This is a genomic window from Algibacter mikhailovii, from assembly GCF_014651495.1.
GTDB lineage: Bacteria > Bacteroidota > Bacteroidia > Flavobacteriales > Flavobacteriaceae > Algibacter_E > Algibacter_E mikhailovii.
In genome coordinates this window covers 321841-340493 of the sequence record NZ_BMWZ01000001.1, presented here as the reverse complement: position 1 = coordinate 340493, position 18653 = coordinate 321841, and the positions used below count along the sequence as shown (strand labels likewise).

Annotated in this window: 18 protein-coding genes; all 18 read right to left on the bottom strand. The window is 34.0% G+C overall.

The window, feature by feature from the left end; all coding sequences use genetic code 11:
- Positions 1–381: 381 nt before the first annotated feature.
- Complete coding sequence (hisIE, locus tag IE051_RS01510) at positions 382–975, bottom strand: bifunctional phosphoribosyl-AMP cyclohydrolase/phosphoribosyl-ATP diphosphatase HisIE (RefSeq protein WP_189358785.1); 594 nt, start codon at positions 973–975, stop codon at positions 382–384.
- Positions 976–1083: 108 nt separating this feature from the next.
- Complete coding sequence (hisF, locus tag IE051_RS01505; protein ID WP_189358783.1) at positions 1084–1839, bottom strand: imidazole glycerol phosphate synthase subunit HisF; 756 nt, start codon at positions 1837–1839, stop codon at positions 1084–1086.
- Positions 1829–2557, bottom strand: coding sequence for a 1-(5-phosphoribosyl)-5-[(5-phosphoribosylamino)methylideneamino]imidazole-4-carboxamide isomerase (hisA, locus tag IE051_RS01500; RefSeq protein WP_189358780.1), 729 nt, complete (start codon positions 2555–2557; stop codon positions 1829–1831). The genes hisF and hisA overlap by 11 nt, the downstream gene beginning before the upstream one ends.
- A 1-nt stretch (position 2558) precedes the next feature.
- Positions 2559–3140, bottom strand: coding sequence for an imidazole glycerol phosphate synthase subunit HisH (gene hisH, locus IE051_RS01495; RefSeq protein ID WP_189358777.1), 582 nt, complete (start codon positions 3138–3140; stop codon positions 2559–2561).
- On the bottom strand, positions 3140–4276 hold the full coding sequence (gene hisB / locus IE051_RS01490; RefSeq protein WP_189358775.1) for a bifunctional histidinol-phosphatase/imidazoleglycerol-phosphate dehydratase HisB: 1137 nt from the start codon (positions 4274–4276) through the stop codon (positions 3140–3142). The genes hisH and hisB overlap by 1 nt, the downstream gene beginning before the upstream one ends.
- The gene (gene hisC, locus IE051_RS01485) at positions 4276–5310 is read right to left on the bottom strand and encodes a histidinol-phosphate transaminase (RefSeq protein WP_189358772.1); all 1035 of its coding nucleotides are present in this window, start codon (positions 5308–5310) and stop codon (positions 4276–4278) included. The genes hisB and hisC overlap by 1 nt, the downstream gene beginning before the upstream one ends.
- The gene (hisD, locus tag IE051_RS01480) at positions 5310–6593 is read right to left on the bottom strand and encodes a histidinol dehydrogenase (RefSeq protein ID WP_189358770.1); all 1284 of its coding nucleotides are present in this window, start codon (positions 6591–6593) and stop codon (positions 5310–5312) included. The genes hisC and hisD overlap by 1 nt, the downstream gene beginning before the upstream one ends.
- Positions 6594–6603: 10 nt before the next feature.
- Positions 6604–7461 (bottom strand): ATP phosphoribosyltransferase, encoded by an 858-nt coding sequence (hisG, locus tag IE051_RS01475; RefSeq protein ID WP_189358768.1) that lies wholly within the window; start codon positions 7459–7461, stop codon positions 6604–6606.
- Positions 7462–7780: 319 nt separating this feature from the next.
- A complete protein-coding gene (locus IE051_RS01470) occupies positions 7781–8596 on the bottom strand; it encodes a prohibitin family protein (protein ID WP_189358765.1) in 816 nt (271 codons plus the stop codon).
- A gap of 128 nt (positions 8597–8724) precedes the next feature.
- A complete protein-coding gene (locus tag IE051_RS01465; protein WP_189358763.1) occupies positions 8725–10758 on the bottom strand; it encodes a VWA domain-containing protein in 2034 nt (677 codons plus the stop codon).
- A 48-nt stretch (positions 10759–10806) separates the two neighbouring features.
- A complete protein-coding gene (fabG, locus tag IE051_RS01460) occupies positions 10807–11553 on the bottom strand; it encodes a 3-oxoacyl-[acyl-carrier-protein] reductase (protein WP_189358761.1) in 747 nt (248 codons plus the stop codon).
- A gap of 116 nt (positions 11554–11669) precedes the next feature.
- Positions 11670–12542, bottom strand: a complete 873-nt coding sequence (sucD, locus tag IE051_RS01455) for a succinate--CoA ligase subunit alpha (protein ID WP_189358759.1) — start codon at positions 12540–12542, stop codon at positions 11670–11672.
- Positions 12543–12653: 111 nt separating this feature from the next.
- Positions 12654–13586 (bottom strand): UDP-3-O-(3-hydroxymyristoyl)glucosamine N-acyltransferase, encoded by a 933-nt coding sequence (locus tag IE051_RS01450; protein ID WP_189358758.1) that lies wholly within the window; start codon positions 13584–13586, stop codon positions 12654–12656.
- 3 nt (positions 13587–13589) lie between these two features.
- The gene (gene efp / locus IE051_RS01445; protein ID WP_189358756.1) at positions 13590–14159 is read right to left on the bottom strand and encodes an elongation factor P; all 570 of its coding nucleotides are present in this window, start codon (positions 14157–14159) and stop codon (positions 13590–13592) included.
- A 4-nt stretch (positions 14160–14163) separates the two neighbouring features.
- Positions 14164–14949 (bottom strand): acyl-ACP--UDP-N-acetylglucosamine O-acyltransferase, encoded by a 786-nt coding sequence (lpxA, locus tag IE051_RS01440; RefSeq protein WP_189358754.1) that lies wholly within the window; start codon positions 14947–14949, stop codon positions 14164–14166.
- A 1-nt stretch (position 14950) separates the two neighbouring features.
- Positions 14951–16357, bottom strand: a complete 1407-nt coding sequence (locus IE051_RS01435; RefSeq protein WP_189358752.1) for a bifunctional UDP-3-O-[3-hydroxymyristoyl] N-acetylglucosamine deacetylase/3-hydroxyacyl-ACP dehydratase — start codon at positions 16355–16357, stop codon at positions 14951–14953.
- Positions 16344–17369 carry a UDP-3-O-(3-hydroxymyristoyl)glucosamine N-acyltransferase gene (lpxD, locus tag IE051_RS01430; protein ID WP_189358750.1) on the bottom strand — a complete coding sequence of 342 codons (1026 nt, stop codon included), beginning with the start codon at positions 17367–17369 and terminating at the stop codon, positions 16344–16346. Before lpxD ends, IE051_RS01435 begins: the two co-directional genes overlap by 14 nt.
- 60 nt (positions 17370–17429) lie before the next feature.
- Positions 17430–18644 carry an HD domain-containing protein gene (locus tag IE051_RS01425; RefSeq protein ID WP_189358748.1) on the bottom strand — a complete coding sequence of 405 codons (1215 nt, stop codon included), beginning with the start codon at positions 18642–18644 and terminating at the stop codon, positions 17430–17432.
- Between the last annotated feature and the right edge of the window lie 9 nt (positions 18645–18653).

Sequence of the window (18653 nt, the reverse complement as noted above, 5' to 3'; positions counted from 1 at the left end):
CTAAGCGAGGCATGTGTTAGGCTAAGATTAGATAACCAATAGTGAATAAAATTACCTCTATTTTAATAAAACATTAGGGGAGGAATTGTTGTTTCTAAGGGGGTAGTTGAGCTAGTAAAATTGTTTTCAAAATCAAACGACTAGAAGGAAATATGTTTTATTTCGCTTATGACTTTAGTGGATAATTATCATTATTTGAAATAGAAATTTTCTAAAGCAAGTAGGGCTATAAAATGAATTCATTTTATAGCCCTACAATTTTTATGTATAATATGGTCTATTTAGCCAACTGGCGATATAGATATATTCAAAACAAGAACAACAATTATTACCATAAGATGCATTTGTTTATCCAATGATTAAAGAATAACTGAAGCAAATTTATTTTTGCCTTGTCTTTAACTCCTTTTCAATATCGTTTAAAGTAAATCCTTTAGCTTGAAGGAGCATAAGATAATGAAATAGTAAATCAGCTGATTCATATAAGAATAACTCATCATTATCATCCATGGCTTCAATAACAGTTTCAACTGCCTCCTCGCCTACTTTCTGAGCCACTTTATTAATTCCTTTTGAAAACAAACTAGCCACATACGATTTTTGAGTGTCTTTATTTGCAACACGTTCAGTAATGACATCTTCTAAAGTTGATAGAAAGCCATAACTTGAAACATTTTCTTCTTTCCAACAGGTATCAGTTCCGGTGTGACAGGTTGGGCCTACTGGGTTTACTTGAATTAACAAGGAATCATTATCACAATCATTTTTAATATCAACAAGATTTAAAAAGTTACCACTTTCTTCGCCTTTAGTCCATAAACGTTGTTTACTCCTGCTGAAAAAAGTAACTTTTTTTGTTTCTATTGTTCTTTTATAGGATGCTTCGTTCATATAGCCTAACATCAACACTTTTCTTGTTGTAGCGTCTTGTATGATGGCTGGGACTAATCCGTTTTGGTCGTATTTAATTGTCATGATTCTGTAGTTGTCATTGCGAATCACTTTTAAGTGATGCTGCAATCTGTTTATTGGTTTCTATAAGTATATTAAGATTATTTCGTCGTCTATTGTTTTCAAGGACAACTATATACGCACCTCAATATGATTTGCTTTTAATTGTTTTTTTAATTCAGGAATTGGAATTTCTCCAAAATGAAATACACTTGCCGCCAAAGCCGCGTCAGATTTTCCTTTTTCAAAAGTATCAATAAAATGCTGTACCTGTCCTGCACCGCCAGAGGCAATTATTGGAATATTCAATAGTTCAGATAATTTAGCTAAAGCTTCATTGGCAAAACCACCTTTAGTACCATCATGGTTCATGGATGTAAATAAAATTTCGCCAGCACCACGGTCTTCAACTTCTTTAGCCCATTCAAACAATTTGATGTCTGTTGGAATGGTGCCACCAGCAAGATGTACGAACCATTCATCATCTATTTGTTTTGCATCAATAGCAACAACAACACACTGACTTCCAAATTTATCAGCCAATTCATTGACTAATTCAGGGCGTTTTACTGCCGACGAATTAATAGAAACTTTATCGGCACCGTTTTTTAATAATGCATCCACGTGTTCTACCGATGAAATACCACCGCCTACAGTAAACGGAATATTTACTTGTTCTGCAACGTGTAAAACCATTTCTAATGTTGTAGCCCGGGCTTCTAAAGTCGCAGTAATGTCTAAGAACACTAATTCGTCTGCGCCTTGGTCGGCATACTGCTTTGCTAAAGCTACTGGATCTCCAGCATCACGTAAATCAACAAAATTTACGCCTTTTACTGTACGTCCGTTTTTAATATCGAGACATGGTATGATTCGTTTAGTTAGCATTTACAATATAATTTTCAAGTTGTTTCAAACTAATTTTATTTTCATATATAGCCTTACCAATAATAGTTCCTTCACATCCTAGTTCAGCTAATTTTGGTAATTCATCAAATTTTGAAATACCACCACTTGCAATAAGTTTCACATGAGGTAATTGTTTTAGCATTTTTTCATACAAATCAAAAGAAGGTCCTTCCAACATCCCATCTTTTGCTATATCTGTACAAATCACATAGGACACGCCTTCGGTCATGTAGTTTTTTACAAATGGTATTAAATCTTCATCAGATTCTTCTAGCCAACCGCTAATGGCTATTTTTTCATTATTCGCATCAGCACCTAGAATTATTTTGTCGGCACCAAAGGCAGATAACCAATTTTTAAAGATGTCTGGTTGTTTTACTGCAATACTCCCACCAGTAATTTGACCTGCACCAGATTCAAATGCAATTTTTAAATCTTCATCCGTCTTTAAACCGCCGCCAAAATCAATTTTTAAATTCGTCTTTGTGGCAATAGCTTCTAATACCTTATAATTTACAATATGGCTTGCTTTTGCACCATCAAGATCTACCAAATGCAAATACTCAATACCATGTGCTTCAAAGGCTTTAGCAATTTCGAGAGGATTTTCATTATAAACTTTTTTTGTGGTATAATCACCTTTTGAAAGGCGTACACATTGCCCATCTATAATATCTATTGCTGGTATTATTCTCATGTTATAGTTCTAAAAAGTTCTTTAATATTTTAGCGCCTTCTTTCCCACTCTTTTCCGGGTGAAATTGGGTGCCATAAAAATTTTCATGCTGCAATGCTGAAGCATAATTGATTTCATAATCTGTTGCGGCAATGGTTTCATTACAATGCTCGGCATAAAAACTATGCACCAGATACATGTATTCCTTGTCTTTAATGCCTTTGAACAAGTCAGATTTTAATTCTTTAATAACATTCCAGCCCATTTGTGGCACTTTTACATCATTTGAAAAACGCTTGACTTTGGTTTGAAATATCCCGAGACCTGCTGTATCACCTTCTTCAGTATGTAAACACATCAATTGCATACCCAAACATATCCCTAAAACAGGCTGTTTAAGCGTTGGAATCAATTTATCTAAACCACTTTCTTTAAGCATTTTCATAGCCGAACTTGCTTCACCGACACCTGGAAATATAACCTTATCGGCTGATTTTATTTCCTCAGGGTCATTGGATAACAGTGCATCATACCCCAAGCGGTTAAAAGCAAACTGAATGCTTTTTATATTTCCGGCTCCGTAATTTATTATTACAAGTTTCATTACAACATTCCTTTTGTTGATGGTAAAAACATCTTATTAGCATCCCTTTTTACAGCCATTTTCATAGCTTTAGCAAAAGCCTTGAAAATACCTTCTATTTTATGGTGCTCGTTATCACCTTCAGCTTTAATATTTAAATTACATTTAGCCCCATCTGTAAACGACTTAAATAAATGGAAGAACATTTCAGTGGGCATATCGCCTATTTTTTCACGATTAAATTCAGCGTCCCATTCCAGCCAGTTTCTACCACCAAAATCAACAGCAACTTGAGCTAAACAATCATCCATGGGTAAGCAAAAACCATAACGCTCAATACCTAACTTGTTACCTAAGGTCTTATTAAATAATTCCCCTAAAGCAATCATGGTATCTTCAATGGTGTGGTGCTCATCTACCTCTAAGTCACCGTTAACTTTTATTGTTAAATCCATCGCGCCATGACGTCCTATTTGGTCAAGCATATGATCAAAAAATGATAATCCCGTATCGATATTATTTTTACCAGAACCATCTAAATTCAGTTTTATATATATCTGAGTTTCATTGGTGTTACGCGTTATCTCTTCAACACGGTTTTCAAGTTTTAAAAACTCATAAATAACGGCCCAATCTGTACTAGTAAGTGCTATGCAATCTAAAATTTCTTGCTTTGAAGATTCTATTTCATCAGCACCTAATTCTGGGTTCTCAGACAAAAATATACCTTTTGCTCCTAGGTTTTTAGCCAGTTCCATATCAGTGATTCGATCGCCTAAAACGAATGAATTTAGCAAGTCATAGTCTTCAGATAAATACCTGGTCAACAAACCTGTTTTAGGTTTTCGTGTCGGCGCATTTTCTTCAGGAAAGGTTTTGTCAATACAGACTTCTGAAAAGGTAACCCCTTCATTAGCGAAAGCCTGAATAATTTTATCTTGAGCAGGCCAAAAGGTGTCTTCTGGAAAGCTCTCGGTACCTAAACCATCTTGATTCGTTACCATTACCAATTCATAATCCAATTCACTAGCTATTTTAGCCATATATTGAAATACCTTGGGGTAAAATTCTAATTTATCTAAGCTATCTAATTGATAATCTATTGGTGGTTCGATAACTAATGTGCCATCTCTGTCTATAAATAATACTTTCTTCATTATATAGATTTTAAAGTATCTATTAATATTTTATTCTCTTCAGGTGTACCAACTGTAAATCGCAAACAGTTTTCACATCCTGGTTGTGTGGTTCTATTTCTTATTACAATACCATGCTCAATGAGTTGATTGTAACGCTTAGTGGCATCATCTACTTTGGCTAGCACAAAATTGGCATCTGAAGGGTATATTTTTGAGACATAAGTAATAGAATTAAGTTGGTCAACTAAAACATCCCGTTCTTTTAAAATATCAGAAACTTGTTGTTGTGTCCGTTCATTCTGCTCTAATTGAGAAATGGCCTTTTGCTGCGTTAACTCGTTTACATTATAAGGTGGCTTAATGCGGTTTAATACAGAAATAATCTCTTCTGAAGCATAACATATACCTAAGCGAATACCTGCCATACCGTATGCTTTTGAAAGGGTTTGTGTCACTATTAAATTTGGATATTTTTCTAGCTGACTAACCCAACTTTCCGCATTTGAAAAATCAATATAGGCTTCATCAATAACAACGATGCCATTGAAGTTTTCAACTAAAGTTTTCATAGCCTGAGTGCCAAAACTATTTCCTGTAGGGTTGTTAGGCGAACAGAGAAAGAGCAACTTAGAATGCCCGTCAACCTGCTGAAGTATAGCATCAACTTTTGGCTCAAAGTTTTCATCTAAGGGTACACTTTTTATGCCAATAGCGTTAATATTGGCTAAAACACTATACATGCCATAGGTAGGCGGTAATGTGATGATATTATCTTGATATGGTTCGCAGAACGCACGAAATATTAAATCTAAAACTTCATCACTTCCGTTTCCCAACAACATTTTTGATTGCGGAATTTCTTTTAGTTCAGAAAGTAATGATTTTACCGTACGCTGTAATGGATCAGGATAACGATTGACACCATTTTCGAAAGGATTCTCATTTGCATCTAAAAAAACCATATCATCACTATTTCCCTGAAACTCATCTCGTGCTGATGAATACGGTTTTAATGCCTTTATGGTTGGTCTTATTAAATTTTGAATACTCATTATTTCAAATCCTTTAATCGAATAGTAACTGCGTTTTTATGTGCCTGTAAGCCTTCCGCTTCTGCCATTAACTCAATGGTTTCTCCTATGTTTAAAAGTCCTTCCTTTGATATTTTCTGGAAGGTCATACTTTTTGTGAAACTATCTAGATTCACACCGGAATAGGCCTTAGAAAACCCATTTGTTGGCAAAGTATGGTTGGTTCCTGAAGCATAATCACCAGCGCTTTCTGGCGTATAATCCCCAATAAAAACCGAACCTGCATTACTTATACCATGCACATATAAATCTTCATTTTTAGAACAAATAATAAAATGCTCTGGGCCATATTCATCAATTAATTCTAATGCTAAGGAATCATTTTCAACATAAATTAATTTTGAATTAGCAATCGCTTTTTCTGCAATTGCTTTGCGAGGCAATACTTCAATTTGCGTAGCCACTTGATTTGAAACCTCATTAATTAATGTTTCAGAAGTGGCAACTAAGATAACTTGACTATCAGTGCCATGTTCAGCTTGACTCAACAAATCAGAAGCTATGTAGGCAGCATTTGCCGTTTCATCTGCAACCACCAACAATTCACTAGGACCAGCAGGCATATCAATTGCAACGCCATATTTAGTTGCTATTTGCTTAGCAACAGTAACAAACTGGTTTCCTGGTCCAAATATTTTAAAAACCTTTGGTATCGTTTCTGTTCCAAAGGTTAATCCAGCAATCGCTTGGATACCCCCCACTTTTATAATTTTAGTGACACCACAAAGTTGCGCAGCAAATAAAATTTCTGGAGCTAATTCCCCTTCTTTATTAGGAGGAGAACATAAAACAATTTCTTTACACCCGGCTATTTGTGCAGGAACAGCCAACATTAATACCGTTGAAAATAAAGGTGCTGTTCCTCCCGGAATGTATAACCCTACTTTTTGAATAGGTCTTTTTTCTTGCCAACACTGAACTCCATTGGTTGTTTCAATAGCTATTTTCGAGGTCTTTTGAGCTGTATGAAACACCTCTATATTTAGTTTTGCCAGCTTAATGGCATTTTGAAGTTTAAGAGGTACTTCGTTAATAGCTTGAGTTATTTCTTCAGCTGTCACCACCTGAGAGTCTAACGAAACACCATCAAATTTATAAGTGTATTGATTTATAGCGGCATCCCCTCTTTCAGAAACCTCATTAAAGACCTGATTAACGGTGCCTTCAATATCACCAACTGTTTGGGTTGGACGTTTTAATATTTTAGACCAGGATTCTTTATTTGGATTATTTATGATTTGCATACCTAGAGCGTTAAAGAACCATTTTTTCAATTGGACAGACTAAAATACCCTGTGCTCCTTTTGCTTTGAGGTCATCAATAACATCCCAAAACTGGTTTTTACTAATTACAGAGTGCACTGAGCTCCAGCCCTCTTGAGCTAAAGGCAAAACCGTAGGGCTTTTCATGCCAGGCAAAACATCAATTATATCTTGAACTTTATCATTAGGTGCATTAAGTAAAACATATTTAGAATTTCTGCCTTTTAATACCGATTGAATTCTAAATTGAATGGTTTCTAAAATAGCTTGCCTTTCTGAATTTAACTTTGGAGATACTGCTAAAACTGCTTCAGATTTTAAAATGGTATCGACTTCCTTTAAATTATTTTTAAATAAAGTACTACCACTTGAGACAATATCACAAATAGCATCAGCCAAACCAATGTTTGGAGCTATTTCAACAGAACCATTAATAATGTGGAGATTTGCCTCTACACCATGTTCATTTAAAAACATTTTCACAGTATTTGGGTAAGACGTTGCAATACGCTTACCTTCTAAATCTTTAATACTATTGTATTGATCTGCTTTAGGTACAGCAATACATACGCGGCAAGAAGAAAAGCCTAGTTTTTCAACCACATTAATTCCTTCTCCTTTTTCGATTAAAACATTTTCACCAATAATAGCGGCATCAACGACACCATCTTTTAAATATTGAGGAATATCTCCATTTCTCAAGTAAAACACTTCAACAGGGAATCCTTTGGCTGAAGCCTTCAATTGATCTTTTCCATTATCAATAGATATTCCTATATCTTTTAATAATTTCATGGAATCTTGGTTTAATCGACCTGATTTTTGTACTGCAATTCTTAATTTACTCATTATATTGTTTTTATGAGTTTGAAACAATCTAGTTGGTGTTTAAAAATAAAAACCCGCTTGATTGTCTCAAACGGGTTTAAAATATATGTTGATTTTATTCAATACATTTTCACTTCGCTTGAGAGCAAATTTGATAATGATGATGTAAATGAATAAAAGTCATGTCTTATTTTTGTGATACAAATATCTGTAATTTCTATGTATTTTTCCAAATTTAAAATACAATTCTTAAAACATTTAAGTAATATCAATTAATTGGGTTTAAAAAATAGATAATTACTAATATATTTCATTTAATGATGCATTTTATTACGTATGCCTATTGATTTCCTAATATGATAGGCATACCACTATCTCCTGAACCTATTACAATAATTTTGCTATTGGGTGATTCTGATAATTTTATTGTAGCTTCTATACCTTTGTCTTGTAGTATTTTATCTGTTAATGACGCGCTTAATATTCTGTTAGCATCCGCTTTACCTTGAGCCTCAATAATAACTTTTTCAGCCTCTTTTGCTGCTGTTACCAATCTGAATTCATACTCTAAAGACTCTTGTTCTTGTCCTAACTTACGCTCAATCGCATCTTTAATAGCAGTAGGTAAGGTTACGTCACGCACTAAAACCTCCACTAAATCAATATATTGATCATCCACAATTTTTTTAGTTTCATCAAAAATCTCTTGCTGAATGGCATCTCGTTTAGAGGAATAAATTTGCTCAGGGGTATATCTACCCACTACACTTCTTGTTGCAGATCGAATAGCAGGTTTTAAAACCCTTTCTAAGTAGGTTGCGCCTTTTTCCTGGTGTAACTTACCTAAATTTGCAATTTCTGGCATGTACCAGGCGGTGGCCTCTAATTGAATATCAAGACCGTTTGAAGATAATACTTTCATACGTTCAGTTAACTCTTGTTGTCTTACTTCATAAACAAACACTTTGTTCCATGGGGCAACTATATGAAACCCTTCTCCCAGAGCAGACTCATCAGTTACTACACCTCCCCCAAATGTTTTGTATAGCACCCCGGCTTCACCTGAGCCAATGGTTACGGCAGATTTTGTTAAAATGATAATTAGTACTATTGCGGCTACAATAAAAGGCAATGCTACTTTTGGTAATTTTTCCATGTCTCTATTTTTAATTTTTATTTAATTCTTTTGTTATGTTACTTGAATTATTTTGTACCGTATTAAATTATTTAAAATTCTACCGAAGTCTTTAATGCAACAATATTTTTTGATTCTTTTATGTACTGTTATATTAAACCGTGATATTTTCTCAAAAACCATTCTGCACCCAATGCCAAAGCAATGATGGCTAACAAATATTTCCAGTCTATCAAAGGTATGTCTTTTTTGTTGCTTTTTTGAATAGGAACAAACCTAGAATCAATTAATAAATCTTCTACTAACGTATTTGTGCCAGAAATGAAGTATTCTTTTCCTTCCGAATTCGTCGCTAATTTTTTTAGTTTGTTTACGTTAGCATTTATAAATTGCTGTTCCACATTGAAATCAAGGACCGTAAAACTACCTGTTTTGGATATCTTACTACCACTAGTTTCAATTTTAAAACTATATTTAGATGCGGGAAGATTAGATAAATCAACCTGATAATAATTGTATTTTAAGACTAACGGAAAAACTTTTTTTTCTTTAGTTTGTTCGTCAACAACAGTAATAGTAAGTGTTTCACGATTGTCAAATGCATAATTTTTATCAAAATATTCAGCCTTAATAATAAGATTAGAATTGCCATCGTAAAATGATTGGTAATCTATATTTAGTCTACTTTTTAATGTATTGGATGCTAAATATTGAATGACCTTTCCTAAAAATTTATCAAATAGTTCAAATGAATCTTCGTTTAAATAACTTTGTGCACGCCATTGCCAAATGTTTTCTCCTAAGAATATTGCTTCTCTTATTCCATTATCTTCAATTGTTGCTAATAGCGGGGTGTTTAGACTTAAACCGTTTATCGTTTTATTTAATATAGATTCAACAGGCCTTATGAAATTTACATCTCCATAGTTTGAATATAAAGGCGGAAATGATTGAAAATCTATGTCATCAATAAGAAAAGGCGCATAATTAGTGTTTAATTCTGCTTGATAGTTTTCATATTGATTTGTAATATCAAAAGAATAATTCTTAGAAATGCGATTTAAAAAATTCAGATCTGTTTTACTCCCAACCACAAAAAGTGCATTTTGTTTTTGAGATTTTATAAATTCAATGACCTTATCAAATTTCCTATTAGGTTGATAGAGTATGTATAATTGAAAATCAGTTAAATTAGCGAGATCGGAATTAGGTTCGAGAATTTCTATCAAGCGCTGTTCATTACTTTCCAAACTCTTTTTAAATGCTCCAATATCGGGGTGCGCTATATCTGAAATAATAGCAATTTTAGTTTTCTGACTCAACACTTCAATGGCAAATTTCTTTGAGTTATTTATTTTATTCCTCTCATTTTCTAATGGTTGAATACTGGCCTCTAAGTTTAATACACCTACTTTATTAGCAGGCAATGTGATATTAATAATTTTTGAATTTTCATTTTTAGAAAAAGAAATCGGTTGTTCATGAATCACTTTGTCATTAAACTTTAATTGAAATCTAGTATTTATAGTTTTTGTGCCAGTATAATTCAATATGGCTTCAACGGGGAATTTATTGTTAAGAAATGTGTACTTATTTACGTTAAGCTGCTGAATTTTTAAATCTATATATGTAATGGTATCTCCTAAAATTATAGGGAAAATTGGTTGATTATATGTTTTAGCATACATTTCATAATCATTACCGTAGGTCTGATTTCCATCAGTTAATAAAAGTGTAGGCGCTATTGACTGGTAATATACTTGAGATAGTTGCTCAAAGGCTTGAGAAATATTTGTTTGATTTTCAGAAAAAGTAATTGAATCAGATGATTTTAGGTCTTTACCAAAAGAATAAATATTAAGATCAAATTTTTCGTTTAAACTTGAGTTATTTCTCAATTCATTTATTAGTGTGGTAGCTCCGTTTTCGTGCCCCAAATACTTTATGGAACTGGAATTATCAATGGCTAGAACCAGATTTGGCTTTTCTATAGAAAAACTTGTTTTATTAAAAGTGGGGTTTATTATTAAAAGTAGGATCGCGAAAATGGCAATACATCTTAAAAAGATAAAAAGCATGTACCTTTTGGACACGCTTTTTTGTTTATTTAAGTACTGAAAACGAGCTAATAAAAAGGCTATTATTCCAGCAATTACAATATATAATACTATTTCTGTTTGCATTAAAGCCTAGAAATTCTTTAGATCTCCTGCATTTACAGGAATAAAAATTTAAGTTAGCATACCGCCATCAACATTTAATGTCTGTCCGGTAACATATGCACTCATGTCACTACCTAAAAAGACACAGACATTAGCAATATCTTCAGGTGTACCTCCTCTTTTTAAAGGAATTCCAGCACGCCATCCTTTTACAATATCTTCATCTAAAGTAGCAGTCATCTCGGTTTCAATAAAACCAGGAGCCACAACATTACTTCTAATATTTCTAGAACCCAGTTCTAATGCTACGGATTTTGAAAACCCTATTATTCCGGCCTTAGAAGCCGCATAATTAGTTTGTCCAGCATTTCCTTTAACACCAACCACCGAACTCATATTTATAATAGAACCCTTGCGTTGTTTTAACATGGTTCTCTGAACAGCTTTGGTCATGTTGAAAACAGACTTTAAATTCACTTCAATTACGGTGTCAAAATCCTCTTCTGAAATACGCATTAACAAGTTGTCTTTTGTTATACCTGCGTTATTTACTAATATATCAATACTACCAAATTCTTTAACAACTTCAGCAGCCAAAGTTTGCGCTTCTTCAAAACTAGCAGCATTACTTTTATAACCTTTAGCTTTAACCCCTAACGCGTTCAATTCTTCTTCTAAAGCATTTGCAGCATCTACCGAGGAACTATATGTAAAAGCTACATTAGCACCTTGTTGAGCGAAAACTTGGGCAATTCCTTTCCCTATTCCACGACTAGCCCCAGTTACAATAGCCGTTTTTCCTTCTAATAATTTCATTATTATGTCTAGTTATTAGTTATTTATCTTGTTCTATTCAAATATAGCAAATACTCATGGCTATAAATAAAAAAACCTCACAAGATTGCAAGGCTTTTCAATTTTAAAGCATTTATTTAAGCCATAACTTCAGCTATTTTTTTACCTATTTCAGCTGGTGAATCAACAACGTGAATGCCACAAGCTCTCATAATTTTCTTTTTGGCTTGAGCAGTATCATCACTTCCTCCTACAATAGCTCCTGCATGCCCCATAGTACGTCCAGCAGGTGCAGTTTCTCCAGCAATAAATCCTACTACGGGTTTTTTGCTTCCACTTTCTTTATACCAATTTGCTGCATCAGCTTCTAATTGACCTCCAATTTCACCAATCATAACAACCGCTTCAGTTTCAGGATCGTTAATAAGTAGTTCTACAGCTTCTTTAGTAGTTGTTCCTATAATTGGATCACCGCCAATACCTATGGCTGTAGTGATACCTAAACCTTGTTTTACCACTTGGTCAGCTGCTTCATACGTCAATGTACCTGATTTAGACACAATACCTACTTTTCCTTGTTTAAAAACAAATCCTGGCATAATACCAACTTTAGCTTCGCCTGGCGTTATTACACCTGGGCAATTAGGACCAATTAATCTACAATCTTTATTTTTAATATAACTTGAGGCTGTAATCATATCCGCTACAGGAATCCCTTCAGTAATTGTGATAATCACTTTTATACCAGCATCAGCAGCTTCCATAATAGCATCAGCTGCAAACGCAGGTGGTACAAATATAATGGTGGTGTCTGCATTAACTTGTTCTACAGCCTCTAAAACCGTGTTAAAAACGGGTTTATCTAAATGTGTTTGACCTCCTTTACCTGGTGTTACACCGCCAACAACGTTAGTGCCATACTCAATCATTTGGCTGGCATGAAAAGTACCTTCACTACCTGTAAAACCTTGAACTATTATATTTGAATCTTTATTTACTAAAACACTCATAAGTGATTATTTTTCTTGGTTAAAATTATATAGCAAATGTAATTTTTTGAATTAAAAATCTAAAACAAAAGATTACATTTATTTTTATTTTTATTTAAATTGTTTGCTCTCTTAAGATTTCAACGATTTTAAAATCTCAGGAATTTTCCTAATATAAGCCATTTCTTTAAAACGTTCTCTAGCTTCAGAGGCTGGAGACCCAAAATAACTCTTACCTTTTTCGGTAGAATGGCCTAAACCAGATTGGGCATATATTTCAGTGCCTTCAGCAATAGTGATTCCACTTTTAACACCTACTTGTCCCCAAATAATCACATTGTTTTCAATAACAACACAACCTGCAATACCCGTTTGAGATGCAATTAAACATTTTTCGCCAACAATTGTATCATGACCTATTTGAATCTGATTATCTAATTTTGATCCTTTTCCAATTGTTGTGTCGGCTGTAACCCCTCTATCAATAGTACAGGCAGCGCCTATATCTACGTTATCTTCAATAACAACACGTCCACCAGATTTTAAACGGTCATAACCTTCTGGCCTGTTTTTATAATAAAATGCATTTGCTCCCAGTACGGTACCAGCATGAATGGTCACGTTATTTCCAATTATCGTGTCATCATAAATACTAACATTTGAATGAATTTCACAGTCATCACCAATAATAACATTGTTACCAATAAAGCAATTAGGTTGAATGATTGTGTTTTTTCCAATAGTAGCTGACTTAGCTATAGCGCTATTTGATGGTTTAAAAGGATTAAAATAATCTGTAAGCTTATTAAAATCTCTAAAAGGATCATCACTTATGAGTAATGCTTTCCCTTCAGGGCATTCAACATCCTTGTTGATTAAAACAATAGTGGCAGCCGATTCCAGTGCCTTTCCATAATATTTTGGATGGTCTACAAAAACAATATCTCCTGGTTCAACAACATGTATCTCATTCATCCCCAAAACAGGAAAATCAGAACTACCGGTATATTTACAGTTAATTAAATCAGCTATTTGTTTTAAAGTATGTGGTTTAGAAAATTTCAAATGCTATTGCTCTTTTACACGTTCCTTGTAGGTCCCTTTATCAGTTTCTACTTTTATTCTATCCCCTTCATTAATAAACAAGGGAACATTTACTGTTGCTCCAGTTTCAACTGTTGCAGGTTTAGTGGCATTAGTGGCGGTATTGCCTTTAACACCAGGTTCAGTAGCAGTAACTTCTAAAATAACACTGGCTGGCATTTCTACAGAAAGTGGAGCGTTGTCTTCCGAATTGATAATAACGGTAACTACCTGCCCTTCTTTCATTAACCCTGGATTGTCTAAAGCCGCTTCTACCAGTTGAATCTGACTGTAATCTTCAGTATTCATAAAATGATAAAAATCACCATCATTATAAAGAAACTGAAACTTATGAGTTTCTACGCGAACATCATCTAATTTATGACCCGCTGAAAATGTATTATCAATTACCTTTCCGTTAGTAACACTTTTAAGCTTTGTTCTTACAAAAGCTGGTCCTTTTCCTGGTTTTACATGTAAAAATTCTACAATTTTATATATGTCGTGATTGTATCTTATGCACAATCCATTTCTAATGTCTGATGTTGATGCCATTTATTTAATTTGATTTAAAATATCCTTTCATAATTCCGCGATGTGAGTTTTTAATAAATTGAAGAATCTCATCACGTTCTGGAGTTGCCTCCATTTCTGCTTCGATTATTTCAGCAGCTTGGGTATTATTATAGTTTCTCTGATATAGAATTCTAAAAATATGTTGAATTTCTCTTATTTTCTCAGTTGTATACCCTCTTCTTCTTAGTCCTACAGAATTTATTCCAACATAGGATAAAGGTTCACGAGCTGCCTTTACATAAGGAGGAACGTCTTTTCTAACCAATGAACCTCCTGTAACAAAAGCATGATTTCCTACAGAAACAAACTGATGTACTGCGGTCATCCCTGCAAGCACTACGTAATCTCCTATAGTAATATGCCCCGCTAAGGTACTGTTGTTAGAAAAAATACAATTATTACCAACAATACAGTCATGCGCAATATGGCAATAAGCCATGATTAAACAATTGTTTCCAACAACCGTTTTCATGCGGTCTGAAGTCCCTCTATTGATTGTAACACATTCTCTAATAGTAACATTATCGCCTATTTCAGTGGTGGTGTCCTCATCATTGTATTTTAAATCTTGGGGCACCCCTGATATCACAGCACCTGGAAAAATATTGCAATTTTTACCAATACGTGCGCCCTCCATAATGGTGACATTACTGCCAATCCACGACCCCTCTCCTATGACAACATTATTGTGTATTGTAGCAAAAGGTTCAATAACTACATTCTTGGCTATTTTTGCACCAGGGTGCACATATGCTAATGGTTGGTTCATATTATTTTACTTTAGAGATTTGAGCCATTAGTTCGGCTTCAGCACATAATTTCCCGTTAGCATAGGCATATCCTTGCATATGGCAAATTCCACGGCGTATTGGAGAAATTAAAGAACATTTAAATATTAACGTATCTCCTGGTGATACTTTTTGCTTAAATTTAACCTTATCCATTTTCATGAAAAAAGTTAAATAGTTTTCTGGATCAGGTACCGTGTTTAATACTAAAATACCACCCGTTTGAGCCATGGCTTCAACAATTAAAACCCCAGGCATTACAGGGGCGCCAGGGAAGTGTCCTTTAAAGAACTCTTCATTCATGGTGACATTTTTAGTCGCTATAACATGACTTTCTGAAAGCTCAAATACTTTGTCAATTAATAAAAAAGGTTGTCTGTGGGGTAACATGGCCATGATTTGAACCACATCCATCAACGGAGGTAAGTTTAAATCAATATTTGGCACGTTATTACGACGTTCATTTTTTATTAATTTTGATAGTTTTTTTGCAAACTGTGTATTAACAAAATGTCCAGGTTTGTTAGCAATAACCTTTCCTCTTATTCGAGTACCTATTAATGCTAAATCACCCAAGACGTCAAGTAATTTATGTCTTGCCGCTTCATTTGGATAATGTAATGTTAAATTATCCAAAATGCCATTTGGTTTTACAGAAATTGAGTCCTTATTAAATGCAGTTTTAAGCTTTTCTACAGTTTCAGGAGAAATCGTTTTGTCAACATAAACAATGGCGTTATTTAAGTCGCCACCTTTTATCAATCCATGTTCTAATAACATTTCTAATTCATGTAAAAAGCTAAAGGTTCTAGAGTTAGATATATCCTTCTTAAAATCTGAAATCTGATTTAAAGTAGCGTTTTGAGTACCAAGAACTTTAGTTCCAAAATCGACCATGGTAGTAATTTGGTATTCCTTAGCTGGCATTACTAATATTTCACTTCCTGATTCCTCATCAACATATGAAATGACATCGGTAACAACATATTCCTCTCTAAAAGATTCAAGTTCTACAACACCAGCTTTTTCTATGGCTTCTACAAAAAACTTGGATGATCCATCCATTATCGGTGGCTCAGATGCATTCAATTCAATTAAAACGTTGTCAATATCTAATCCAACTAAGGCTGCTAAAACATGTTCTGATGTTTGAATAACAACACCATTTTTTTCTAAGCATGTCCCGCGCTGGGTGTTTGTAACAAAATTGGCATCTGCTTCAAGTACTGGTTCTCCCTCTAAATCTACACGTTTGAAAGATAATCCTGCATTGGCAGATGCAGGTTTAAAAGTTAAGGTGACATTTTTACCTGTATGAAGTCCTACACCAGTTAAAGAAACTTCATCTTTAATCGTTTTTTGTTTGATTTCAGTATTAACTATTCCCATTTGTTTTTTCTAAATCATTTATGTTTTTAACAATACTAGGCAAGTTCTTGAAATGAACATAGGCCTTATTATAATCACTTAATTTTATGGCTGGAGATCCTTGAAGCATCTCATTATCTTTTACATTTCTTCCAATTCCTGACTGCGCTTGAATTCTAACATTATTACCTATTGTAATATGCCCAGCAATCCCCACTTGTCCTCCAATTTGACATTGTTTCCCAATCTTGGAAGATCCAGCAATACCTGTTTGGGCAGCAATTACAGTGTTTTCTCCTATTTCAACATTATGCGCAATTTGAATTTGATTATCCAGTTTTACCCCGCTTCTTATTATGGTTGAGCCTAAAGTAGCTCTATCAATAGTTGTTGTTGCTCCTATATCCACATAATCTTCTATGATGACATTACCCGTTTGTGGAATCTTATTATAGCCACCTTCTTCATTAGGAGCAAAACCAAAGCCATCTGCTCCAATAATAGCTCCAGAATTAATAACACAATGACTCCCTATAATAGTATCTGAATAAATTTTAGCACCAGAAAACACAATGGTATTATCTCCTATAACAACATTGTCACCTATATAGGCGTTAGGAAATATTTTTACATTATTCCCTATTTTAACATGATCTGCAATGTAACTGAATGCACCAATATAGATATCCTTACCTAGACTGGCCGATTCCGAAATAAAAGATGGATTTTCAATACCCACTTTACCGATTTTCACAGCATTGTAGTACTCTAAGATTTTAGAAAATGCCAAATAAGCATCATCTACTTTTATCAACGTTGTTTTAATATCGTGTTCGGGAACAAACGACCTATTAACTATTGCAATTGATGCCTCTGTCTTATATATATATGGTGTGTATTTAGGGTTTGCTAAAAAGGTTAGAGAACCTTCAAACCCCTCTTCAATTTTCGAAAGCTTTGATACTTCCACCTCAGGATTCCCAACTACATCACCCTCTAATATTCCTGCAATTTGCTGAGCTGTAAATTTCACAAGTAAAAAGTTAGTCGTTTTTGTTAGTTAATCGCAAAAATAGGAAAAATGTGTCAAAGTTTATCCTTTAGGATAGCATATATAAAATTTGGTAACCGGTTTTGATAATGCTTTAAGATTTAGTTGATCTGATGCTTTAACAATATCTTCAATTTTACCTGACTTATGTAAAATATTAATACGCTTAGTGTTTAATTGATAGGCCTGATTGGAAATACTCCCTGTAAAAACAAAATATCGGGCTTCTTTTTGAGAAATATTAAAACGGTCCATAACTAAGGCCGTTTGTTTATGAACACGTTCAGCCTTAATCTTTTTGTTTTTAATTTTAATTTTTAGCAAATTTCTATTAATAATCATTTCGCATAAGTTCCTTAAGACAAAATCATCATGAAATTGCCACTGCTTCATGGCCGAAATTATATCATAATCGTCCAATTGGGAAAACACCTCTAAGGTTTCATTATTAAAATTTTCAATGGATATTTTGTTTTTGAAAAAATACAATAATGCCTCGCTAGCCTTTAGGTTATATCCCAAATCATACAACTCCTTAGCACGTTTTAAAACTCTGATAAGGAGTTGCTCGGCTACTAATCCTGTTTTATGAAGATATACCTGCCAATACATAAGACGTCTAGCAATTATAAATTTTTCAACACTGTAGATGCCTTTTTCTTCTATTACTAAATCATCATCCACCACATTTAGCATAGTGATTAATCGTTCACTATTTATATTGCCTTCTGCAACTCCGGTATAAAAACTATCGCGTTTTAGATAATCTGCTCTATCCATATCCAATTGGCCCGAAATTAACTGACACATGAATTTCCGAGAATATTCACCTTTGAATATTTCAATGGCAAGCGTTAAACTTCCGTTAAATTCTTTATTGAGTTTTTCCATAAAGAATAGAGATATTTCTTCATGGGACACATTATTTACAATACTATGCTCCATAGCATGAGAAAATGGACCATGGCCAATATCATGTAGTAAAATAGCAATATAGAGTCCTGTTTCTTCCGCTTCAGAAATCGCAACTCCCTTAAAACGAAGCACATTAACAGCTTGCTGCATTAAATGAACACACCCAATAGCATGGTGAAACCTCGTATGATGCGCACCCGGATAGACTAAATATGACATGCCCATCTGTGTTATTCGGCGCAGGCGCTGAAAGTCTTTGTGCTGTATTAAATCAAAAATGAGAGAATTTGGAATAGTAATAAATCCGTAAATTGGGTCGTTTAATATTTTAAGTTTGTTCAAACTTTAATT

What these genes read in the sequence shown, in the direction of transcription:
- hisD (WP_189358770.1), bottom strand. Translation starts at nt 6,593, where the DNA reads ATGCAAATCATAAATAATCCAAATAAAGAATCCTGGTCTAAAATATTA.
- lpxA (WP_189358754.1), bottom strand. Translation starts at nt 14,949, where the DNA reads ATGAACCAACCATTAGCATATGTGCACCCTGGTGCAAAAATAGCCAAG.
- hisIE (WP_189358785.1), bottom strand. Translation starts at nt 975, where the DNA reads ATGACAATTAAATACGACCAAAACGGATTAGTCCCAGCCATCATACAA.
- IE051_RS01470 (WP_189358765.1), bottom strand. Translation starts at nt 8,596, where the DNA reads ATGGAAAAATTACCAAAAGTAGCATTGCCTTTTATTGTAGCCGCAATA.
- IE051_RS01435 (WP_189358752.1), bottom strand. Translation starts at nt 16,357, where the DNA reads ATGGGAATAGTTAATACTGAAATCAAACAAAAAACGATTAAAGATGAA.
- hisC (WP_189358772.1), bottom strand. Translation starts at nt 5,310, where the DNA reads ATGAGTATTCAAAATTTAATAAGACCAACCATAAAGGCATTAAAACCG.
- hisG (WP_189358768.1), bottom strand. Translation starts at nt 7,461, where the DNA reads ATGAGTAAATTAAGAATTGCAGTACAAAAATCAGGTCGATTAAACCAA.
- IE051_RS01465 (WP_189358763.1), bottom strand. Translation starts at nt 10,758, where the DNA reads ATGCAAACAGAAATAGTATTATATATTGTAATTGCTGGAATAATAGCC.
- efp (WP_189358756.1), bottom strand. Translation starts at nt 14,159, where the DNA reads ATGGCATCAACATCAGACATTAGAAATGGATTGTGCATAAGATACAAT.
- hisF (WP_189358783.1), bottom strand. Translation starts at nt 1,839, where the DNA reads ATGCTAACTAAACGAATCATACCATGTCTCGATATTAAAAACGGACGT.
- hisB (WP_189358775.1), bottom strand. Translation starts at nt 4,276, where the DNA reads ATGAAGAAAGTATTATTTATAGACAGAGATGGCACATTAGTTATCGAA.
- hisH (WP_189358777.1), bottom strand. Translation starts at nt 3,140, where the DNA reads ATGAAACTTGTAATAATAAATTACGGAGCCGGAAATATAAAAAGCATT.
- hisA (WP_189358780.1), bottom strand. Translation starts at nt 2,557, where the DNA reads ATGAGAATAATACCAGCAATAGATATTATAGATGGGCAATGTGTACGC.
- sucD (WP_189358759.1), bottom strand. Translation starts at nt 12,542, where the DNA reads ATGAGTGTTTTAGTAAATAAAGATTCAAATATAATAGTTCAAGGTTTT.
- fabG (WP_189358761.1), bottom strand. Translation starts at nt 11,553, where the DNA reads ATGAAATTATTAGAAGGAAAAACGGCTATTGTAACTGGGGCTAGTCGT.